This is a genomic window from Nitrospirota bacterium, from assembly GCA_040755395.1.
In the GTDB taxonomy this organism is placed as follows: Bacteria; Nitrospirota; Nitrospiria; order Nitrospirales; family Nitrospiraceae; genus DATLZU01.
In genome coordinates this window covers 203,969-225,268 of sequence record JBFMAX010000003.1, presented here as the reverse complement: position 1 = coordinate 225,268, position 21,300 = coordinate 203,969, and the positions used below count along the sequence as shown (strand labels likewise).

The following is a 21,300-nucleotide window of genomic DNA, read 5'->3' as shown; positions in this document are numbered from 1 at the left end:
CGAGCCTGCCCGCCGGCATGCCGTTCAGGTGCATGCCGGCTTGTCGCAGCGGCGAATCCGCCATTGCAGCAGAAGCGTTCATGAATTATGCGCGCTAGAGGTCGGAGACTGTTCCCCCCTCGCCCCGAGCCCCGTGCCTCTCACCAAACCGTCATTTTCCTCCTGCAGCGTGAGCCGAAGGCTCATGACGACCGTCATGAAATTAGACGAAGCGTGACGGAGTTTGTAAACGGAGAGTTTTGGCTTGAACCACCGAAAGTTAGCAATGCTCAGCGGATATCCTGAAAGAACGCGCGGGGGAGGGTCGGCAGGCGGAACTGCGCATGGAGGATGATAAGGAGGACGCGGACGAAGCTGCGCCACACCCCCATCTTCACGAACTTTCGGGAATCGGTCACGACCGGCGGTGAGAGCAGGATGGGCCTGGTGTAGGCCAGCAACCGCTCGCCGAACGCCACGTCTTCGAGCATCGGCCGATCGGGGAAGCCTCCGAGACGATCGAACAGCGAGCGGCGGACGAACAGGGCCTGGTCGCCGTAAATGATGCGGCTGCGCGAGCAGCGGAAGTTGTCGAGACCCGAAATCAGTTTGAGCCGCCAATCGTCACCGGAGAACCGGTGCAGGAATCCTCCGGCCTGGACGGCGCGATCCGCTTCCAGCGCATTGAGCCGTTGAATGGCGCCGGCCGGCAAGACGGTATCGGCGTGCAGAAAAAGCAGCCATTCGCCGATCGCGTACCTTGCGCCGGCGTTCATTTGGGAGGCGCGGCCCTTAGGAGCGACGATCGAGATCAGGCGCGGGGCACGAGGCGCCTGGCAATGGGCAGGGATTTCGGGCCTCTTGCCTCTCGCCTCTTGCCCTTTGCCCACGTGCGAAGCCACGATGTCGAGCGTGCGATCCGTGCTGCCGCCGTCGACGACGATGACTTCGTAGTCGCCCGGCTGGTCGAGCAGGTGCCGGAGGGTCGCCGGTAGCGCGGTTTCTTCGTTGTAAGTGGGAATGACGACGGAAACCATATCGCGTACGATGGCGAGCGGCGAGAGGCTATGAAGCCGAGCATGTATATTCCGTCACCGACTCGCCCTTAGCCTCATGCCCCTAGCCTTCCCCGGTCAGCCATTCCGGCAGAAACTTTCTCGTATCGTTCGCCCAGGCGGCTGGATCTTCGGCGATCGACTCGAACAAGTCGCCGAGCGTCAACACCATCCGATCGGCGAGCAGCAGATATTCCTGCGCCCGAAGCCGGAGTGTCGCCGCATCGATCCGGCCCTCCGCCATGGCCCGTTCGAGCAGGCGGCAGCCGAATCCGTGATGGGCTTCCTCCTGGCGCAAGAGGATGCGCCTGAGCCGTCCGAACGGAGCCGCGCGTTTGGCCAACCCCTCTTCAATGCGCGTCAGGATCGCTTCGCCCAGCCCTTCCAAAATCACCTGTTCGGCCAACACGGTTTCGAGCAGATCCTGCCGATCCAGCGCGGTGTCGAGCATCTTCCGATAGGCTTCGAGCGGCGGCAGAAAAGGCGCGTCGCCCAGATGCTTGGGCCCGAGCCAGGCGATGGCGCCCTGAAAGACCAGCGCATGTCCGGCCTCCTGCCGAGCCTGGCTGGTGAGAAACCGTTGTGATCCGGAATCCGCCGCCAGCAGAGCCTGCCGGCCGGCGCACTCCTGCGCCAGACGTTCCCCACGCTCGAGGAAGGTGAGCAACCGGGCTATCGGTGTCCGTTCGTCAGGGCGAACCAGCATGGCGTTCCTCCATGGTCGGCTCGGGGCCGTTCAAACTCCAGTCGTACTCCAGAAACTCGACGGTGTAGGGGGCGTCGGTCAGATCTTTCGCCAGGTCGGCGGCGGCCGCATAACGCGCCACATATGCCAGGAGGGACCCGGCCTGGGTCTCAAAGTCCTCGCGGAACCACTTGAAGATCATGGACAGAGAGGCGACCCGGCGCCGGCGGTCGAACCGATTCCGCGTCGGATCGTTGATAAATTCCGCTGCGGCCCGGTCCAGTTGCTCGTTCAGACGTTCGCCGCTGTACGCCCAGGATTGCAGCTTGGGGCACGAAGCCGACGCGCACACGATCGCGAAGTGCACGCGCGGCTCGCGAAAATCCGGAATCAGAAGCTTGCGTTCCAGATCGTAGAGATTGATCGTTCTTCCGCCGACCCGGTAGTCGCGCGCGATAAAGTAGCGGTAGCGCCCCCAGAGCGTCGCCGGCGACAGGCGGTCCAGAATGCCTTTGATCGCGAAGGCGTTGTAGGCGTTGATCCAGAAGGCCAGGCGATCTTCGCGCGTCGGCAAGGCGTTCGGATCGACGCGATCGAGCTGCCTCAAATAGGTCGTCAACCGCTCATCCGACTGAATGCCGGGGTAATTCACCTGACCGTCCCTCACATGCGCCCGCAGGAGTTCGTCGAAGACTCGGTGGGAAAAGTCGCGCGGAGCGATGGGGTCGGGCGGGCTGAAGGACTTGGGAACCGCGGAGCAGCCGGCCAGGAATGCGACTGCAACGGCCAGGATACCGAATCGCTTCATCGGGTCACCGTTGGCTTGATCGATCGGGGCGTCAACAGCGCCGAGACCGGATGCCGGAGCGCCGACCCGACCACACGGCTGCAGAGCATGTTGCAGGACGACCGGTCGGAGCAGGCCTGGATCGCTTCTCCGTCGAAGCGCGTCAGGATGTCGTCGAGCGACGATTCCAGCAGATTGCCGGCCGGCTTCAACGCCAAGCAGGGCGCGACATTGCCCGACGCATCGATCGCGATGCTGTAGCGGCCGGCGTCGCACGGCTCCAACGACTCTCCACCCAGCCAGCGGACGTTGTCGCGCAGATACCGCCGGAAATACCCCGGCGGCACCAACCCCAATTCGAGCACCTGCGAGAAGACGGCCCGCGCGACCTGCCGTTCGTAGAGGAGCGCCGGCTCCACCTTCCCATACCGCTCGATGCCCCAGTGATAGGCGCCCACGACCGGCACAAATCCGCGCGCCCGCGCGAACCGGACGACATCGAGGACATCGCCTCGGTTGACCTCGCTCACGATGCACGTCAGGTACTTGGCGCGGGGAAAATCGGCGAGCAATTCGATCCCCTTCAGCACTTGGTCCAACTGATCCGCCCCTCTGATTTGTCGATAGCGCTCGCGATCCAGCGTGTCCAGACTCACCGAGACGCTGATCTTGAGGCGAGCCAACGCGGCGACCAGGTTCGGAGTCAACCGGGTGCCGTTCGTGATCAGCGTCAGGGCGAACCCGATTGCCGCCAGGTCGTCAAGAACCTCCGGCAGATCACGTCGCAGCAGCGGCTCGCCTCCCTGGATGAACAGAAAGCGAAGGCCATCCCGGTACAGGCTGGAAAAGACCCGCCGGATTTCCTCACGCGTCATCTCGTACCGGCCGACATTGAGCGGGAGATTGCAATAGCCGCAGGCGGAATTGCAGCGCAAGCAGACTTCGAAGACGGCCAGGATCGGCCGCCCGCACAGGAGATTGCCGAGAGGGCGCAGGGTCACGTCACCATCCTCGTTTCACGCTCAATTATGCTTTTTCTGAGCGGTCATCCCGACCCTTCGACCATTCGGCAGGATGAAATAGGTTTCAGCCGGGAGCGAAGAACCAATCGCGAATAGCTCGGAGCTGTTTCTGCTCGCTGTTTTCAGAACAGAATTGCACACTCACGGACGATTTTTCTCCCGTTCCCCATCAGCACACTCAGCTCCTCCTGCAATGTGCCGCCTAACTTCCTGAGAAATCGCGCGATTCACGCTGTGAAGTGTACGGCATAACGTTTGCTGAGCCCTCCGGTCTGTTCCGACGAACGAAATGAACGAGGGCCGAGGCCCACGTCATCGGCCTTTTAACCAGAGACGAGGGAGGGCTACCATCATGAAGAAGAAAAAGAAGAAGACCATCGGCATCGTCGCCCTGGTCGTGGTCGCGGGATGCCTGATCGCCGGCTTGGCCGACGCCGCCGGTTCGAAAAAATCTTCGAAGTCCACCCCGCCCCCGAAGGTTGCATCCAAGCCGGCTCCGATGAAGATGGACACCAAGCCCGGGCCGGCCTTCCAGATGGTCGAGGGCAAGCTGAACAAGATCGACGGGGACATTTACGTGGTCGAAGACTACAACGGGAACGAAGTCCGGTTGTACGTAGGAAAAGACACCAAAAAGCTTCGCGGGAACAAGAAGGTGGGGGACACAGTCCGCGCGGAAATCACCCGCGGCGGCTTCGCGAACTCCATTCAATAGGACAGACCCCGCGAACCCGCGCGGATAGGACTGTGTCCCACGATGGGCTGACCGGTCGGCGGTCGGCCCATTTCGTTTGTGGAGACCGGTTTCGCCCAACTTTCCCCCTTATGTTTCCACGGTTACGGTGATCTGGTGCAGACCGCTGGCCCCATCGGGGGCCGGGTCCTGCTCAAACGATGTCTGCAGTTTCCCCAGTCCATCGGTGGCCCGAACCGCCAACGAATGACGCCCGATAGTCGCCACAGCCCACTCATACGACCAGAACACCCAGGCATAGGGAGATAGCGGGACATCCAGCTTCGCGGGCGCCCAGGTGCCGCCGCCGTCCGTGCTGACCTCCACTTGCCTAATCCCGCGAGTGCCGGCGAACGCCAACCCTTGCACGATCTGCCGACGTCCCTGCAGGACGGCGCCGTGACCCGGCACATCGATGCGCGACATGGTCTTGACGGTCGCGTCGTCCGACCAGCCTTTTTTCTGGTAGTATCCTTGATAATCGAAGTCCACAACCTCGATGTCGGTCAACCACTGGACGCTCTTCATGCCGTAGATCCCCGGCACGATGATTCGCGCCGGGAATCCATGTGCCTGGGGCAAGGGCACTCCGTTCATCCGATAAGCGACAAGCACGTCTCCCGCCATCGCCCGTTCGATCCGGATGCTGTCCGAGTAGCCGTCGGCCGCTCGAAAGACCACGTCGAAGGCGCTCGGGGAGACCCGAACGTCCTCAAGAAGCTGCCTCAGCGGTACCCCCTCCCACGCGGCCGTGCTGATAAACTCCCCGCCCACCGTGTTGCCGACGCATTCCAGGGTGACGATCTCCGCGACCCTCGGTCGAGCCAGCAGGTCGGCGTACGTCAGCGTCATCGGGCGCTCGACCAACCCTTTCACGAACAATTGCCAGTTCTCCAATCGGACCGACGGGGGGCTGCGATAGGACGTGATGTAGAACTCCTCGTTCGGCGTGATAGGCGGCGTCGGTTTGGCTTCCAGCGCCGAGCCGAGAAGACGGTCCAACACCCCGGAGACCGCCGGAAGCGGTTGAACGAGCGACGCCATCGCGGCGACGCCCGCGACCCTGAGCACCTCCCGCCGCGACAACGGTCGAATGCTTAGCATTCTTCCTTCCCTCTCTGCCCCATCGCCCCTGGCCTATCGCCACTCGCCGCCGGGCTTATTCGCCCTCCGCCAACAACCGCTGGATCAGCCGCTCGGTCTCCCGGTACCCACCTTCGCCGATTCGCACGTAGCGGACGATGCCTCGCTTATCGATCAGATACATGGCCGGCCAATAGCGATTGCCGTACCGGCTCCAAGTCGTGAAGTCGTTGTCGATGGGAACCGGGTAGTCGATTCCGTGATCTTGCAAGTAGCGCCGCACCTTCTCAACGTCGCGCTCGTAGTTGAATTCCGGAGAATGGACTCCGATCACGACGAAGCCTTGGTCCCGATACTTCCTGTGCCACGCCTTCACATAGGGTTCGACGTTGCGACAGTTGTAGCAGCCGAACGTCCAAAACTCCACCATGACAACCTTGCCCCTGAGATCCGCCATGCGGGTCGGTGAAGCGTTCAGCCATGTCTCGTTCGCGATCTCCGGCGCCGGCAGGCCTATCCCGGCAATGGCAACGACTGGAGTCATGAAAAGACCCAGTACAACGGCTCCCACCGCCGTAAAGATTCGTTGTGCCATGCAGATCCTCTCCGTATGACGGTGACTTTAACTTTTGAGAATCGACTACATCGTTCTCTTCTCAAAGGATCCTCGGCCGATCACGACATTGAATTTCTTGCACCAGATCACGACGCTGTCGAAGTCCTCGCCGTTGATCCCGGCCGGAATGGGAAGGGTGACCGTTCCGGAAAATTGCGTGAGCTTGCCGAGTTCCACCCCGTTGCGGTAGTCCCCGTTCCTCGCCAGATACACTCGTCCATCGGGCACCTTGTCCACCGTCATGTCTTTGAATTGCAATGTGGCGATCCCGTTCCGGTCGGTTGTGAGCACGACCGTGCCGGTTGCATGGTGGCTCTCAGAACCCTGTAGCTTCGCTATCCTTATCATATTCCCGCGTTGCCCTTTCTCCATCACCGCAACCGAGGTGTCCTTGGAGTCAGCCAGACTCGGCTCCGTCATGGACCGCCCTGTGCTCATGACATCTTTTTCGACCATCATTTCTTTTCCGCTTTCCATCCGTCCTACGCAAGCGGGCACCCCCGTCAAGCCAAGGAGCGTGAGCGCTAGCACGATAGCAACAATCAGGCTTTTCATGATAATCCCTCCATAGCTGGTCGTCCGGTCGAGTGAGTTCTTACAAGTCGGCCACCACCTGTGTGGGAGGTTTCTCGCTTCCCAGCAGCGCTTTTTTGACGTTTTCAAACTCTCTCTCAAGACTCTGGTATTGCCTCTCAAAGTGCTCATCGTCGGTTTCCGGGAATTGAAACATGGTGAACAGGAACGCGGTCGAGCCGCCCCGCAATTCGACAACTCGGCATGAAAACAGGGCCATTTGGTCTTCACTCGGCCCCGTAATCATATCGATCACCCCCGTCTTCTCATCCGCGCGTATCTCAAAAAGCAGCTCCTGCTTGCCGAGCGCCGCGCAGGTCACGACCTTGTGCTTGCCGTCGACCTGTTTGAGTTCGCTGCAAAACTCGGTCGCCCAGCGGGGCAAATTCCGAATGGACGCCAGATATCGAAATACCTGCTCCCGAGGAACCGGCAACACGATGACCGCAATCCTGGAATTCATAACTTGTCTCTTTCCCCGTGCTCGCTTCGTTCAATGCTTGGACAAGAGCAGGATCGGGCTGAAAGAATGCGTTCGCCCTCTCCTTGTTCAGCAGGAACAAGCAGGCTCGTTCGACAGCGCCGGCGCCGCAGGGAAATCCACCTCGGTCCGGGCCACATGGTTGAAATAGTTGGTGAACAGATTGAGCGCAACATTCGCGACAACTTCGGCGATCTCGCCGTCGGTGAACCCCAGCGTCCGCAAATGATCGATATCCTGATCCCGCACCTCGCCGCGCGTCCGGACGACGGTCCGCGCAAACTGAAGCGCCGCTCTGTCCTTGCTGTTTTCCGAGTCGGCGCGGCGACTTCCGATCAAGGTGTCCTCACTGAGTCCGATTTTCTTGCCGATGGCGGTATGCGCCGCCAGGCAATAGGCGCATCCGTTGGTTTCCGCGACCACCAGGGCGATCTGTTCGCGAAGTCTTGCGCTTAGCATCCCCTTGCTCAGCGCCTGGCCGAAGCCGAGATAGGCTTCCAGCACAGCCGGCGAGGCGGCCATGGTTCGAACAAGGTTGGGTATGGCTCTAAGGCTGGTCCGGACCTTCTCCATAAGGTCCTTGGCCTTTCCGGTCGCGGCTTCAGGATCGATCGCGGTGATTCGTTGCATGATCGTTTCCTCCGTGATGATGTGAGTGAACACCAACTCTTCTTCCTTCAACCGTGCTTCAGGGACACTTCGATCAACCTGTCTTCCGCGACAAGATTTTCGAGCCCCCTGTCCAACGATTGGATGTGAGGGGCCTCATCCGAGGTCCCTGAGGTCCGCCGGTTCTCAACAAGAACGGGATCGAGAATCTCTCCGCAATTCGGGCAATGCCACCCGGTGAACTCGAACTCGTGTTGGTCGTCACGAAAGTCATAAAACTGATCCAGAACCATGAGCCCCATGCACGGCGCGCAGGTCATATGCACCCCCGAGGAGTTGACCGGTCGGTCAATTTTCAGGTCAAAAAAACTACGCCCTCGATCTCGGGTTCGCACTGGCTTGTTCGCCCACATTCGCCGCCAAGCGCCCGAGGAACTCCCTGCCGAGCCGGCTGATGAGTTCCGGCTCATTCCTCGTTTTCGCCATCAGCAAGACACCTTGCTTAAACGCCACGACCGCCTGCGCAGTCTTCGTCGCATCCTGCTCGGCAATCTCGCCCTCGGTGACAGCCTCCTGCAGCGCCCGTTCGAAATACCCGGTCATCTCGGCAAAAATCTTCTCCACCCGCCGTCGAATCGCCGTTTCCTGTGTGCTCAGTTCGAGCGCCAGGTTTCCGAATGGACAGCCGAAGACCTTTCCCGTTTTCTCCTTCACATCGCATTGACTCTCGTAGAACAGATCGAAGCAGCGCTCGATCCGCTTCAACGGCGGCACATCTCGAGCAAAAGCCGGCTCGAAGATCTTCGCCCGCGCCATGTCCCATTGGCGATCAAGCGCGGCCAATATCAGGTCCAGTTTCGACGGGAAGAAGTGGTAGAAGCTGCCCTTGTTCACCCCGGCGCGCTCGCAGAGCTCCTGCACACCGACCCCCGCATAGCTGCGGGCATAAATGAGATCGAGAGCGCTGTTGATGAGCTTTTCCCTGGTGTCGGCAGCGGCATTCATGACAAATCCTCTGACTTGACCGAACGGTCAAATCCTATCCGACAAGTTTTCCGCTGTCAATGGGGCCCGGAAAAATCTTTCACTTGGCGATCGCGATGGCCGGCGTCGGGAAGCGGGTCAGGTCGGTGACCGTCATCTGGAAAAGGTTCGACAGCACGGCGAAGGCTTCCTGGTTCCAACTCGGCGACATGCCTTCGCTCACGGGGAATTTCCTGATCGAGTAATACCGCTTGTCGAATTCCACGGAGAATTCAGAATCAGACGGCTTGCTCGCGGATTCCTCGATTTCCAGCGTCCGGACCGGGTTGCGCGCGACGGCCTTCGTCCGAGGATCGGGGTCCACGTGAAACTCCGCCTCTTCGCCGATGCTGCGCGCCACAAACCCGATAATGGCGTTCATGCTGCGGAGGAGGATCGAGCCGTGCAAGGGATAGTCCCCGCCGGGAAAGCCGGCCCGGATATCGACGAGCACATAGTCCGGAGGAAAGCGTTGCGCTTCCTCGTGCAAACGGCGGCGCTCGTCGTTCGGCAGACGGCTCGGGTCGTAGTTCGAGACCAGCAACCGCCCGACGGCCTTGCGCCGCACCGTATGGACCTTACCCTCGCCGTCGCCTTCCCACCGAAACCCCTTTTCGAGCGCCGCTACGACTTCGTCGGGATTGGGAGGGCGGTTCGTCCGCACCGTCTGACTCTCCTCGAACAGAATCGGCCCGATGAACAATTTCCGTTCCGTATCCAGCCACGCCAGGTGTAAGAGCCGCCGGCGAAACTCCCTATACCCTTCCCCTTGAGACGGCGTATTGAACAAGATGCTCGGCCCGTCCTCCCCGTCGAGCGCAATGCCCCGCGCCATGAGGCGCAACACCATGTCGATGTCGTAACCCTGCCGGACGAGAAACTCGAACTTATCCTCATCCAGCGGCCGCAAGACGCGTTTGGTGAATTCCTCGCCCGTGATCGGCACGATCGTGATCGTCGGATTCTCCGAGACGCTGGTGGAATATTCCAATGACACGGGACGCTCGGCGGCGTCCGTCGCCCGGCCGAGGCCCCCGGTGATGCCGGCGTTGACGCGGAAATCGAACGTGGCGGCGACGCTGGAGACCGCGGTGAAATGAACGGGCCGGTGATGCCGCGCGCGGGCGATGTTCAACAGGAGCAGATCCGCTTCGACGTAGCTGACGGTACGGTCGTATTCGATGACCGCGCGGTGCATGGCGATCGGAGAGAGGCAGCCGGAGAGAAGCAAGGTTGAGGCTAAGGCCAAGGTTGAGAGGAGTGTCGGCTTCACGGCGCGGCTTTCTTGAACGCAATGTCGCCGTAGTACGCCGTGGCCGATTCGAGCGTATTGTCCGTATCGGTCATGATGGCCACCCCGGAGATCATCGGCGGTTCCTCGCCGAAGGCCTTCTTGTAGTCTTCGTACACGTTGCGTTCCTCGTCGATCCATTGATTCAGCCGCTCCGTGCCGCTTTCCACGACGATCATCTTGACTTTGTCGGTGTAGGGATTGGGGACAATCGTGCCTTTCAGCGCCTTGCTTTCCCAGATGTAGTTCAGCGCGCCGAGCGGCGGATACTGCCCGTAGAGCAGCCTGACGGCTTCATACTGGGCCTTTTCGAGCAAGCCGACACGCGAGGAGTCGTACTCAAAGGTGATATAGAGCCGGGCCGGATAATCATCGCCTTCTTTCTTGGTCACATCGCCCTTTTTGTACACATTGGTCACTTTCCACCGCCACGAGACGATCGGATATTCTTTCGGATCGATCCTGATCTCTTTCGTCAATCCGGCCGACCCCGCCTCGCTTGTCGCCTTCACCACCACCCGATCCTCGTCTCTGACCAATTCATACTTCGTGTGCCGTTCGATCTTTTTGAACGTCAGCGGCTTCCACCCGTCCGGGAGCGCCTGCCCCTCCTTCGCCGCCGAAAACTTCCCGACCTCCAAAATTCTGGAGACCTCTTCACCATTCCCATTGGAAGGGGTTAGCGTCAGACCCACTAGCACCAAAAAACATACACCTAGAGTTTCAATCCCGAGGCGGGTGGCGTCGAACGGACGCCCAGGCGCGCGCAGCGGGGCCCCACACCGGGCGGGGTGCGAGCACGGCTGGGCTGTTCGACGACAGGACCCGCCTCTACCAATCATCTCGTCCATTCAAACCACTTCCTCAACATCCGCTTCTGCCCCTCCGTAAAATGCGCCTTCCGCCACAAGTTCACGACCTTCTTGTTCACCTCGGCTTGCGTCGGGTAGGGATGAATCGTCCCGGCCAAGGTCTTGGCGCCGGCGCCCGCTTTCATCAGCGCGGTGAATTCGCTGATCAGATCGCCGGCATGAGCCGCCACGATCGTGGCGCCCAGGATCTTGTCGGCGCCCTTCTGAATATGGACGCGGGCGAAGCCCTCATCCTCGCCGTCGAGGATCGCGCGATCCACCTCATCCAGCCGGTAGGTGTAGGTTTCGACCTGGAGTCCCTTCGCTTTCGCCTCCGCCTCATACATCCCGACGTGCGCGATCTCCGGCTCCGTGTACGTGCACCACGGAATCATGAGCGAGTCGGTGCTCGCGTAGGCGAGGCCGAACGGATGCGGGAACAGCGCGTTCTGAATCACAATCTGCGCCATCGCGTCGGCGGCGTGCGTGAATTTGAATCGCGAACAGACATCTCCGGCGGCGTAGATCCGGGGATTGGTGGTCTGGAGCCGGCTGTTCACCTTGACGCCGGTCTTGTCGTACTCGACGCCGACCGCTTCCAGGCCGAGCCCTTCCACGTTCGGGGCGCGGCCGACGCCGACCAGGATTTCATCGACCGTGATGTCGTAGCGCTGACCATGCGAATCGACCGTCAGGCGCTTGCCGCCGTCCGTTTTCTCCACCTTCAGATCCTTGCCGCAACACAGAAGCGTGATACCGTCGCGGAGCATGGACGCCAGGACGATGTCCGCCGCGTCGCGGTCTTCGTTCGGCATGATGCCGTGCAGGGCTTCGATGAGGTACACCCGGCTGCCGAAGCGGGCGAAGCTCTGAGCCAGTTCACATCCGATCGGGCCGGCGCCGATCACGGCCAGTCGTTGGGGCAGTTCGGTCAGCCAGAAGACGGTCTCGTTGGTCAGATACCCCGCCTCTTCCAATCCGGGCGTGGGCGGCGCAGCCGCCCGGGCCCCGGTGCAGAGGGCCGCCTTCGCGAAGCGCAATGTCCGGTTCCCGGCCGGCCCTTCCACCTGAATCGTGCCCGGTCCCGTGAACCGGCCGCTGCCGATGTACACATCCACGCCCAACCCCTTATACCGGTGCGCCGAATCCGTATGGCTGATCCGAGCCCGCAATCGTCTCATGCGCGCCATCGCCGCGCCGAAATCGTATTTGACGCCGGGCGGGATATGGAGACCGAATTCCTCCGCCCGCCGAAGGTCCGCCCAGGCCCGCGAAGCTCGGATGATGCCTTTCGACGGCACGCACCCGACGTTCAGGCAGTCGCCTCCCATGAGATGCTTCTCGATCAACGCCACCTTCGCGCCGATCCCGGCCGCAATGGCCGCGGTCACCAGGCCCGCGGTTCCCGCGCCGATCACGACCATGTTGTACCGGCCGGAGGGTTCGGGGTTGACCCATTGACTCGGATGTACGTTCTCGACCAGCCGTTGATTATGCTCGTCGTTCGGGAGCACCAGGACGCCCTCATGCGTGTTCATCGGCTGAACCCTCACTGTCGGTTGAGTCACCATGGTTTGCGCTTCCGTGGTTGGGGACGCTCTCTGGTCGCGGCGTCCTGCTCATGCCTTCCTGCCGGCAAATTTCCGATAAAGGATCGGCGCCAAGGCCAGCAGCCCGAGCAGAGTAAAAGCCAGAAGCACGTTAGGCGAGGCGATTTCCTTGAGCGAATTGATCGTGCCCAGTTGGCGCCCGGCATAGGCGTACACGAAGCTGCCGGGAATGATCCCGATGGCCGTGGCCGCGACATAGGTCGAGACGCTCATGCGCGTGAGGCCGGACACCATGTTGACCAAGAAGAACGGAAACAACGGGATGAGCCGCAACGTCATGAGATAGCTGAACGCGTTCTTCGAGAAGCCCTCTTGGATCGGCCCCAGCCGGTCGCCGAATTTCTGTTCGACCCAGTCCCGCAGGAGATACCGCGCCGCCAGGAACGCCAGGGTGGCGCCGGTCGTGGCGGCGATATTCACCAACACCGTCCCTAGCACGCTGCCGAAGAGAAATCCGCCGGCCAATGTCAGAATCGCCGCGCCAGGCAAGGACAGCCCGGTCACCACGCAGTAGGTCGCGATGAAAATGCCGACGGCCGCGGCGAAGTTGGCGTCGGTGAAGGCGAGCAGCCGATCGCGGTTGGCTTTCAGCGCCTCCAGCGTCAGGTAATGGCCGAGATCGAAGTAGAAAAACGCGCCGATGGCCAATCCGAAGAACACCGCAACGACGAACTTGCCGGTATTAAACCCGTTTGCCCGCGAAGGTGCCTGGACGTTCGTCGTCATCGTGACCTGTTTGCGTATCATGGTATCTCCTCTTCGGGCTGTCAATGCTGTCAGCCGGCTCACATTTTCTCTACTTTATCCTTCTTTCTCCCGCAAACGCTCGGTGCGACCAATCCGGCGGTGAAGACCCGGTTGCTGCCCCAGCCGCAGAACTCCGCAATCGCTTTTTGGTCACGGCTCGCTGAGAAATCTTACAGGAACGATCAGGGGCGATGTTGGCCGGGATATGGTAACGAGTCGTCAGCGGGTGGGAGGCGAGGTTGCCGATCGACTGCCTTTCCGTTTCACCGGCTTGGGATGGCTGGGCCGTTTGGTGGCCTTGAGCGATCCGCCTCGTTCGCGTGCATAGCCGTCACGTGAAGCGGCGCGCTGAAGTTGAGCCTGTACCCACTCGGCCTCTCTAGGCGCGACCGGCCCGTCATACTCGATATCGAGGCGCGCGAGGGCGCGCTCCATTGGATCCACCATCCCGTCATGGTTCCGATCCAATTGGCGGAAGTGGTCGAAGGCCACGGCTTTCTCAAGAGGATCGATCTGCCCATCCCGGTTCCAATCCACGCGGCGGCTGAAGCGTTCCGGGGGCTCGACAATCCGCTGAACGGATGAGACGGAGGTCTTCCCACGGACTGCCTTCTCTTTCTTCTTCAGCTTGGAAGCACTGGACCGGGATTGCCGCTCCTTCGCCAGACCCCAATCACAGGAGCCTGAAACGACAAGCCCAAGGGCCGCCGCTGCAACGATCGCTCCCCATGTCCGCCATTTGAAAGGGGTCATTGAAAGCCGGTCTAAAAATAGCGCGTAGACGGCAGCGAGCAGCAAACAGCTCTGAGTTATTCGCTATTGGCGATTCGCTGCTGCCTGGTGGCTCTTCTTTCTCATGCCCCAGAATGGGCCGTCTTGCGGCCATGAATGACTTCTGTACAATGCCGGATCTCAGACATCAAGTGTAGCAGGCATACAGCGAGCCGCGAAAGGCCGCTCCTGAACGACGGTGATCCGACCCGCCGTGTAATGTCGGACGAGGTCGCGCGACTCACGACCATCTGGAGGAAGAGTCATGCAACCAGTCGAGGCCGGTTGGATTCCTGGCCGAACTCACCGTCGACTTGCCGGCTTGGGGATGATCGTCCTCGGTGTCGTTGGGTTCGTGTGGCTTTGGCAAGGCTTCGATCTGAGCGACCTGCTGACCACTGAACGGCTCGTTGGCCTCTTCCAGTCCGCCGGCCCCTTCGGCCCTCTCATCTTGATGTTCAGCATGGCGACCGCGGTTGTGGTCAGCCCTATTCCCAGTCTACCAATCGACCTGGCCGCAGGCGCGGCATATGGACCGGCGTGGGGCGCGACCTATGCCGTGATCGGGGCCGAAATCGGCGCGGTGGTGAGTTTCTTGATCTCGCGGGCGCTGGGGCGGGCGTGGCTCTATCAATTGCTGCGACTGGACATCCGCTTCTGCGAGAAATGCTCGGACCGGCACTTGGTCACGGTGCTCGTCTTGGCGAGGTTGCTCCCCATCGTCTCTTTCGACGTGGTCAGCTACGGCGCCGGCTTGACCAACATGTCGGTCATGACGTTCGCCTTGGCGACCTTGATCGGCATGGCCCCGCCGACCTTCGCCTTCACCTACTTCGGCAGCTCGGTCGTGTCCGCCCGGTGGACGCTGATCCTCACCGGCGGCTTAGTCGTGGCAGCCCTCCTGCTCGCTCCCAAACTGGTCCTGCGCCATCCCCACGCCTGGTGGGCGCGCCTGTTCCTCGCTGCGGCGCCGGGATCGCCCGAGGCAACCGCTTCACAGCGGACACAAACGACCGCCGCCGAGTCTCTTCGACCGAACTGCTCCGGCTGCGGCGGACCGCTCACTTCTTGAAGATCAACCGCGGCATCTGAATGTCGCCGATCGCCACGGCCACCAGCTCCCAGCCGGCATTGCCGTAGTCGTTCAAGATCGCCTGCAGAGTCTGCGTATCCGCGGTTGAATCGACGACTTTGTACTGGAACCGCTTGGGCTCCTGGGCAGATGTCGTATAAACCGCCCACAAGACGACCAACAGATTCAACAGCAACAGCATCCCGGCCACGAGCCGGTTCCCATGCCTGCTTTTGAGCCTCATCGCTTCCCCCTATGACTGACGATGTTCCCGTCGTTTTGTCGCTGCGAACCACAAGCGCACATAGCCGACGATCCAGCGGCCTTCTGCAGCACAGAGCCGCGACTTCACCGGTTCGCACATCTCGGTGAGAAAGCCGGCCCGTTCGACGACCGGCATCGGGGCGGTCAAGCTGCCGGCAAAGTCGCCAGGCAGCGGCGTCGGACGGGGAAACGGTGCAGCGAACGTCACACCGCTTCGAGCTGCTGATGGTTGCCGTCTACATCAACCGCGCGGCAGCCGGCCTAGACGAGTTTCTTTCAGCGCTCCGTCGCCGCAACCGAGATTTGGCCAGCATTGTTCACGAAGGCTTCTACTCCAACCGCGGATACGCTGTTCCGACGGGCGTGCTCGACGCTCAGTCGGGCGACATACTGTTGCAAGTATGCCTTCCTCCTTCGCGGCTGCGCTTGCCCGTCTCACGACGCGTCTGCGCGGTTCCGTCACGAACCCTCGTGAACAATGTGGGCCAGAATAGCCTCGTCCGGGTTCGGCGCCAGCAACTCCATCACCGGCGCACCCAGGTCCGAGACGAACCAGGCATGCGCGGCGTACCGTTCGGGATCCCAGGTTTGGCCCATGGCCACCATCCTTGCCCAAAGATCCGCCCACTTCAAGCCATCGCATGCGTGTGACGAAATTTTTTGTAGTTGGTTCGCAGCGGAGGAGAATGCCAAGAGGAAAGAAAAATGGAAGTATTTTTCAGGCATTGTCCGAGATCCTCACTGGCGATGTCACCTGGCAGAGTCGCCAGGTGACCGGGCAGAGGTAATTCTCTACACTCGGCCTCATCGCAACCTCATACGGCACCGAGAACGCGCGCATGGCGGCCCGTCGGCGACCAGTTCTGTTGACGATGGTCTTCGGTCTTCTAACCCTGGCCGGGGCCGGGCTGTCGCACGCGCAAAGCCCCACGGACTTCTTCCTGCACGGCATCGGCCCGGACAACAATCCGCCCACCCTGTTCCTCGACACGACCGCGCCCACGGCCGGCACCGCGAAGTTCCGGGACTCAACCAGCGTCAACTTCAGCGGCGGCAATCCGTGGAAGGAGATCGGCACCTGGCCGGCCGCCTCGGCGCTCACGGGCGGCACGCTCAACGCGCTGAGCGATCTGCATGTCTGGCTGGGCCTGAAGAACAGCGACGATCAGGGTACGCAATTCGATCTGCGCGCCGAGATCTACAAGAACAGCACGGTGCTCGCGTCCGGCTTGACCCGCTGCATCACCGGGATCACGCGCAACCCGGCCAATGCGAAAGAGGCCACGGTCTCCTTCGGGACCGTCTCCCCGACCGAATTCAACGGCTCCACCGACACCCTCTCGCTGAAGATCCTCACCCGCATCGGCACGAATCCCGACGACACGAAATGCCCGGGCCACAACAACGCGGTCGGGCTGCGCCTGTACTTCGACGCGACGACACGGAATGCCCGATTCGACGCGACGATCGTGACGGTGCAACCGCCCACCATCACGAGCTTCACGCCGACGAACGCCAGAGTCGGCACCACGGTCGCCGTCATCGGGACCAATTTCGTCAACGTGTCGTCGGTGACCTTCAACGGCACCGCTGCGACCACCGTCACCGTGCCGAACGCCACGACGCTCACCGCCGTGGTGCCGGCGGGCGCGACGACAGGTCCCCTCGCGGTGACCACGCCCGGCGGTACCGCCACCTCGACCGGCCATTTCGTCGTGCTGCCCACGCCGGATTTCCAGATAGGCGCCGCCCCGTCTACGCTGGTGATCCCCGCGAGCGGCCAGGCGTCGTATGCCGTGAGCCTCACCGGCAGCGGCGGGTTCACGAACCTGGCGACGCTGGCTGTCACCGGGCTCCCCACCGGGACGACCGCAGCCTTCAGGCGTGCCACGCTCACCGCCGGCCAGTTGACCTTGTTGACGCTCACCACCAGTGGGACGACACCGGCCGGGACCTATCCGCTGACGGTGACGGCCGTCGGCCCCGTGGACGGTGTCTCAACCGTGCGCTCCGTGCCCGTCACCATCGAAGTCCAAGCTCCCGGCGTGACCAGTCTCACCGGGCAGGTGCTGGATGAAGACGCCAGGCCCGTGAAGGGCGTGCTGGTCAAGCTGGGCGCGTTGCAGGTTTCAACGGACGACGGCGGGAACTTCCTGCTGCTCAATCCGCCAGCCGGCGCCGATCAACTACTGCTCATCGACGGCGGCCCGGCCTCCACCCCGCAGCACAGCCTGCCCATTGTCCCGTATAAAGTCACCATTGTCGCCGGCCAGGCCAATACGCTCGGCTTCACGCCCCATCTGCACTTCCAGAAGACGACCGGCTTGGTGGACATTTCTGACAGCGCGGTCCAGCGCGTCGTCACCGATCCGGACCTGCCGGGATTCCAAATGACGATTCCAGCCGGCGTGACGATCACCGGCTGGGACGGGCAGCCGAACACGCAGATTTCCATCCGCCGCGTCCCGATCGACCGAGTGCCGCTGCCGCCCTTCCCGGCAGACCGGTACGTCCCTGCACTTTACATGGATTATTTCGGCAAGCAGGGTGGCGGCACACCCTCGGCCCCGATTCCAATCACGTTCCCCAACGACCTGGATGTGCCCCCGGGGACGCAAGTGGAGCTGTGGTACTTCGACGAGGCGCCCGATGGGACGCGCCCCAATCAATGGGTCCAATACGGGACCGGGACGGTCACGGCCGATGGGAGCCAGGTCGTGCCCGATACCGATCCCAGCACGGGGCAGCCGTTCGGCCAGCCACGCTTCTGCTGCGGAGCCGTGTATCTGGCCATGCTGAATCCCCAGAGGAACGCCGTAGTCCCACCAAGCCCCTCGATGAGCGGGACTACAAGCGGGGAGCCGGTTGATCTCGCCACCGGCCTCTTTACCCTGGAGAAGACGGACCTCGTCTTGCCGGATCGGCTTCCCGTGACCTTCACCAGGACCTACCAGACCAACAGCTCCGTGCCCGGTCCCTTCGGACCGGGAACCGGCCATTCGTTCGAGACGCGGCTGCTCGTACAGGCCAACCTCTGGACGCTAGTGCTGCCCAACGGAGCACGCGCCCTGTTTCCGAAGCAACCGGACGGCACTTATCGCAATAGCAACGATCCCTCGATGCAAGGGGCCGTCTTCACGGACATCCCCAGCGGCCCGATCCTACGCTTCAAGGACGGCCGAAGGTGGACGTTCGGAGCCCCGGTGCCCGGGGCCTTGTTCCTGACGAGCCAACGCGATCGCAACGACAACACGATCACGCTCACGCGCAGCGGGACGGCGCAGAACCTCACGACGATCACCGCCCCGTCGGGGCGGCAGCTTAACTTGACTTACGATGCCAACAACCGGATCACGGCCATCCAGGACCCGCTAGGCCGCATTATTCGCTATGCCTACGATAACGCCGGCCGGCTCGCCACCGTCACCGATCCCACCGGCGGCGTGACCCGCTACACCTACGACGCGGCTGGCCGGATGCTGACCATCACCGACCCGCGCGGTATCGTGTTTCTCACCAACCAGTATGACAGTGCCGGGCGCGTGAGCCGCCAGACCCAGGCTGACGGCGGCGTTTGGGAGTTTGCCTATACGACGGCGGGGAGCGTGATCACACAGACCACGGTCATTGACCCGCGGGGCAACACGACGGCCTATCGCTTCAATGGGCGCGGCTACCTCCTCAGTCAGACCGATGGGTTTGGACAGATGACCGCCTTCACCCGCGATACCCGCAATCGAGTCATCGCCACCATCGACCCATTGGGACGCACCACCAGGTTTGAGTACGACGCCGTGGGCAACGTGACGAAGATCACGGATCCGAACAGCCAGGTGACTCGCTTCGAGTATGAGCCGACCTTCAACCGAGTGACGCGGATCGATCAGATCCTCACCCCGACCACCACCTTGACGACAACCTTTGCCTACGATCCCGCGAACGGCAACCGCGTGACCGTCACCGATCCGCTCACCCACACGACGACCATCGGCTACAACGCCTTTGGCCAGCCGACTTCCGTGCAAGGCCCGATTCCGACGGAGCCCCCGACCACGTTCAGCTATGACCCGAACGGCAATCTGATCACCACGACCGATCCGCTCGGCAACACAACCACCCGAGCCTCTGATCTCGTCAGTCGTCTGACCAGACTCACCGATCCCCGCGGCTTCGCCACCCAATTTCGCTACGACCCGCTGAATCGCGTCACCGAGATCGCCGATGCCGCGCACGGCGTGACCAAGTTCACCTACGATGGCAACGGCAACTTGCTCACGGTCACGGATGCGAAGAACCAGACGACCACCTACACGTACGACACCATGGATCGGCTGGCGACGAGAAAAGACGCGTTGAATCGGAGCGAAAGCTATCAGTACGACTCGATGGGGAATCTGACGGAGTTCACGGACAGGAAGAGCCAAGTGAGCCAGTTTACCTACGACGCCTTGAATCGGCGGACGAGCGCGAGCTATCAAGACGGGAGCACGGTGTCGTTTATCTACGATGCCGTGGGCAGATTAAGTCGGACGACGGACTCGCTTTCAGGTTCCATCGACTTTGCCTACGACACCTTGGATCGGTTGACGTTAGAGCTAACGAGCTTAGGCGCCCTGACCTATCAATACGACGCCATCAGCCGCCGGACGAAAATGACCGTGGCAGGCCAGGCGCCGGTGAGTTACCAGTACGATGCCGCGTCCCGCTTGATTCAGATCGCGCAAGGCGCACTCGCGGTGGGTTTGGGCTATGACAACGCGAACCGGCGGACCTCGCTGACCTATCCCAACGGCACCAGTGCGAGCTACGCCTATGATGCTGCTTCGAGACTGACAGACATCACCCACATCGGACCAAGTGGACTCCTTGAAGGGCTCACCTATATCTACGACACAGCCGGGAATCGGACGAGCCTCATACGGGCGAACGGCGCCGCCTCACTCTTGCCGAGCGCGGTCACCTTGGCAACGTACGACGCCGCCAATCAACAGACCCAGTTCGGTGGGGCCACGCTGACCTACGATCAAAACGGCAACCTCACCAACGACGGCACGAATACCTACACGTGGGATGCCCGGAACCGACTCGTGGGGATCAGCGGCGGCGTAACCGCGAGCTTTAGCTATGACTCTCTTGGCCGGCGGATCAGCAAGACGATCAGTGGCTCGACGACGCAGTTCGTCTATGACGGCCAAGATATCGTGCAGGAGACCAGCGGGAGTACGCTCGGTGCGACCTATATCAGGAGCCTGAACATTGATGAACCGTTTGTGCGACAGGTAACCAGCAACGAGTACTATCACGCTGATGCCCTGGGCAGCACGCTAGTGTTGAGCAATGTCACCGGAGTATCAGCGGTCACCTATAACTATGAACCGTTCGGCAAAACGACGAGTACAGGGGCTTCATCTAATCCCTTTCAGTACACAGGAAGAGAGAGCGACGGGACTGGGCTGCATTACTACCGAGCAAGGTACTATCAGCCACAATTCTCTAGGTTTGTGCGGCGCGATCCAATCGGTCTTCGAGGTGGCGTGAACTTGTACTCGTATGTATTCAATAAGCCAACGAACTTCTTTGACCCGAACGGCATGGATGCTTGGACGGCATATGAGACGGGCGGGATCATAGGTGCCGGCCCATTCGCATTCAATTTAGCGCAAGGGATTCTAGCAATTAACACGGCAACCGGCGAGATGTGCACTTACACCATCGGATGCCTCAGACCTGGACTTAGCCTCATCCTCGGTGTTGGCGGAAAGTTCCAGGCAACGTTGGGAGGAGCACATTGTGGAAGGAACCTGGGCGGATTTAGTTTCTCGCTAGCTGGGGACATCATAGTGCCAGAGCCGCCTCCTGCCCCAGGCGGAATCGGGGGGAGCATCGGAATCGGTCTCGATGGTGCCATAGGCGGCGGTTATTCGTGGGGACCGAATTGGGGAGCCGGAATTTCGGCCGGAGTAGACGTCTGCTACGCGAAAGTAAATAGATGCGTCAATTCGCCGAAGAAATGCGAGAGATGTTGACCCTGGTAAAGCTGTTCGGAGA

Annotated in this window: 21 protein-coding genes; 3 read left to right on the top strand and 18 right to left on the bottom strand. The window is 61.4% G+C overall.

What is annotated here, in order from left to right:
- Positions 1-269: 269 nt before the first annotated feature.
- From AB1555_07305 to AB1555_07290, 4 genes are all read right to left on the bottom strand, one after another.
- Complete coding sequence (locus AB1555_07305) at positions 270-1,016, bottom strand: TIGR04283 family arsenosugar biosynthesis glycosyltransferase (protein ID MEW6246500.1); 747 nt, start codon at positions 1,014-1,016, stop codon at positions 270-272.
- 82 nt (positions 1,017-1,098) lie between these two features.
- Positions 1,099-1,740 (bottom strand): hypothetical protein, encoded by a 642-nt coding sequence (locus AB1555_07300; protein ID MEW6246499.1) that lies wholly within the window; start codon positions 1,738-1,740, stop codon positions 1,099-1,101.
- Positions 1,724-2,527, bottom strand: coding sequence for a DUF547 domain-containing protein (locus tag AB1555_07295; protein ID MEW6246498.1), 804 nt, complete (start codon positions 2,525-2,527; stop codon positions 1,724-1,726). Before AB1555_07295 ends, AB1555_07300 begins: the two co-directional genes overlap by 17 nt.
- A complete protein-coding gene (locus AB1555_07290) occupies positions 2,524-3,507 on the bottom strand; it encodes a radical SAM protein (GenBank protein ID MEW6246497.1) in 984 nt (327 codons plus the stop codon). The genes AB1555_07295 and AB1555_07290 overlap by 4 nt, the downstream gene beginning before the upstream one ends.
- 373 nt (positions 3,508-3,880) lie before the next feature.
- On the opposite strand from AB1555_07290, the gene AB1555_07285 reads away from it, so the two are divergent.
- Complete coding sequence (locus tag AB1555_07285) at positions 3,881-4,243, top strand: hypothetical protein (protein ID MEW6246496.1); 363 nt, start codon at positions 3,881-3,883, stop codon at positions 4,241-4,243.
- Positions 4,244-4,351: 108 nt separating this feature from the next.
- Here the strand turns inward: AB1555_07285 and AB1555_07280 are convergent, their stop codons facing one another.
- The 11 genes from AB1555_07280 to AB1555_07230 form a co-directional block, all read right to left on the bottom strand.
- Positions 4,352-5,365 (bottom strand): molybdopterin-dependent oxidoreductase, encoded by a 1,014-nt coding sequence (locus AB1555_07280; GenBank protein MEW6246495.1) that lies wholly within the window; start codon positions 5,363-5,365, stop codon positions 4,352-4,354.
- A gap of 55 nt (positions 5,366-5,420) precedes the next feature.
- Complete coding sequence (locus tag AB1555_07275) at positions 5,421-5,939, bottom strand: redoxin domain-containing protein (protein ID MEW6246494.1); 519 nt, start codon at positions 5,937-5,939, stop codon at positions 5,421-5,423.
- 45 nt (positions 5,940-5,984) lie between these two features.
- Positions 5,985-6,515: a DM13 domain-containing protein gene (locus AB1555_07270; protein MEW6246493.1), complete on the bottom strand. Its 531-nt coding sequence runs from the start codon at positions 6,513-6,515 to the stop codon at positions 5,985-5,987.
- 40 nt (positions 6,516-6,555) lie between these two features.
- Complete coding sequence (locus AB1555_07265; protein ID MEW6246492.1) at positions 6,556-6,996, bottom strand: hypothetical protein; 441 nt, start codon at positions 6,994-6,996, stop codon at positions 6,556-6,558.
- A gap of 87 nt (positions 6,997-7,083) precedes the next feature.
- Positions 7,084-7,644: a peroxidase-related enzyme gene (locus tag AB1555_07260; protein MEW6246491.1), complete on the bottom strand. Its 561-nt coding sequence runs from the start codon at positions 7,642-7,644 to the stop codon at positions 7,084-7,086.
- 348 nt (positions 7,645-7,992) lie between these two features.
- Complete coding sequence (locus tag AB1555_07255) at positions 7,993-8,628, bottom strand: TetR/AcrR family transcriptional regulator (GenBank protein MEW6246490.1); 636 nt, start codon at positions 8,626-8,628, stop codon at positions 7,993-7,995.
- Positions 8,629-8,707: 79 nt separating this feature from the next.
- Positions 8,708-9,919, bottom strand: a complete 1,212-nt coding sequence (locus tag AB1555_07250; protein ID MEW6246489.1) for a hypothetical protein — start codon at positions 9,917-9,919, stop codon at positions 8,708-8,710.
- A complete protein-coding gene (locus tag AB1555_07245) occupies positions 9,916-10,578 on the bottom strand; it encodes a DUF3047 domain-containing protein (GenBank protein MEW6246488.1) in 663 nt (220 codons plus the stop codon). The genes AB1555_07250 and AB1555_07245 overlap by 4 nt, the downstream gene beginning before the upstream one ends.
- Positions 10,579-10,775: 197 nt before the next feature.
- A complete protein-coding gene (locus AB1555_07240; GenBank protein MEW6246487.1) occupies positions 10,776-12,326 on the bottom strand; it encodes a mercuric reductase in 1,551 nt (516 codons plus the stop codon).
- A gap of 81 nt (positions 12,327-12,407) precedes the next feature.
- Entirely contained in the window at positions 12,408-13,145 is a 738-nt protein-coding gene (locus AB1555_07235) for a TVP38/TMEM64 family protein (GenBank protein MEW6246486.1), read from the bottom strand.
- Between the two features lie 219 nt (positions 13,146-13,364).
- Entirely contained in the window at positions 13,365-13,898 is a 534-nt protein-coding gene (locus AB1555_07230; GenBank protein ID MEW6246485.1) for an EF-hand domain-containing protein, read from the bottom strand.
- A 283-nt stretch (positions 13,899-14,181) separates the two neighbouring features.
- Here AB1555_07230 and AB1555_07225 point away from each other — a divergent pair, with 283 nt between their 5' ends.
- Positions 14,182-14,988, top strand: coding sequence for a TVP38/TMEM64 family protein (locus AB1555_07225; protein ID MEW6246484.1), 807 nt, complete (start codon positions 14,182-14,184; stop codon positions 14,986-14,988).
- Here AB1555_07225 and AB1555_07220 read toward each other — a convergent pair.
- The 3 genes from AB1555_07220 to AB1555_07210 form a co-directional block, all read right to left on the bottom strand.
- Entirely contained in the window at positions 14,978-15,232 is a 255-nt protein-coding gene (locus AB1555_07220; protein MEW6246483.1) for a hypothetical protein, read from the bottom strand. The two genes, AB1555_07225 and AB1555_07220, sit on opposite strands and share 11 nt — an antisense overlap.
- A 9-nt stretch (positions 15,233-15,241) precedes the next feature.
- Positions 15,242-15,460: a hypothetical protein gene (locus tag AB1555_07215; GenBank protein ID MEW6246482.1), complete on the bottom strand. Its 219-nt coding sequence runs from the start codon at positions 15,458-15,460 to the stop codon at positions 15,242-15,244.
- 251 nt (positions 15,461-15,711) lie between these two features.
- The gene (locus AB1555_07210) at positions 15,712-15,849 is read right to left on the bottom strand and encodes a hypothetical protein (GenBank protein MEW6246481.1); all 138 of its coding nucleotides are present in this window, start codon (positions 15,847-15,849) and stop codon (positions 15,712-15,714) included.
- 242 nt (positions 15,850-16,091) lie between these two features.
- Here AB1555_07210 and AB1555_07205 point away from each other — a divergent pair, with 242 nt between their 5' ends.
- The gene (locus AB1555_07205; GenBank protein MEW6246480.1) at positions 16,092-21,278 is read left to right on the top strand and encodes an RHS repeat-associated core domain-containing protein; all 5,187 of its coding nucleotides are present in this window, start codon (positions 16,092-16,094) and stop codon (positions 21,276-21,278) included.
- Positions 21,279-21,300 lie beyond the last annotated feature (22 nt).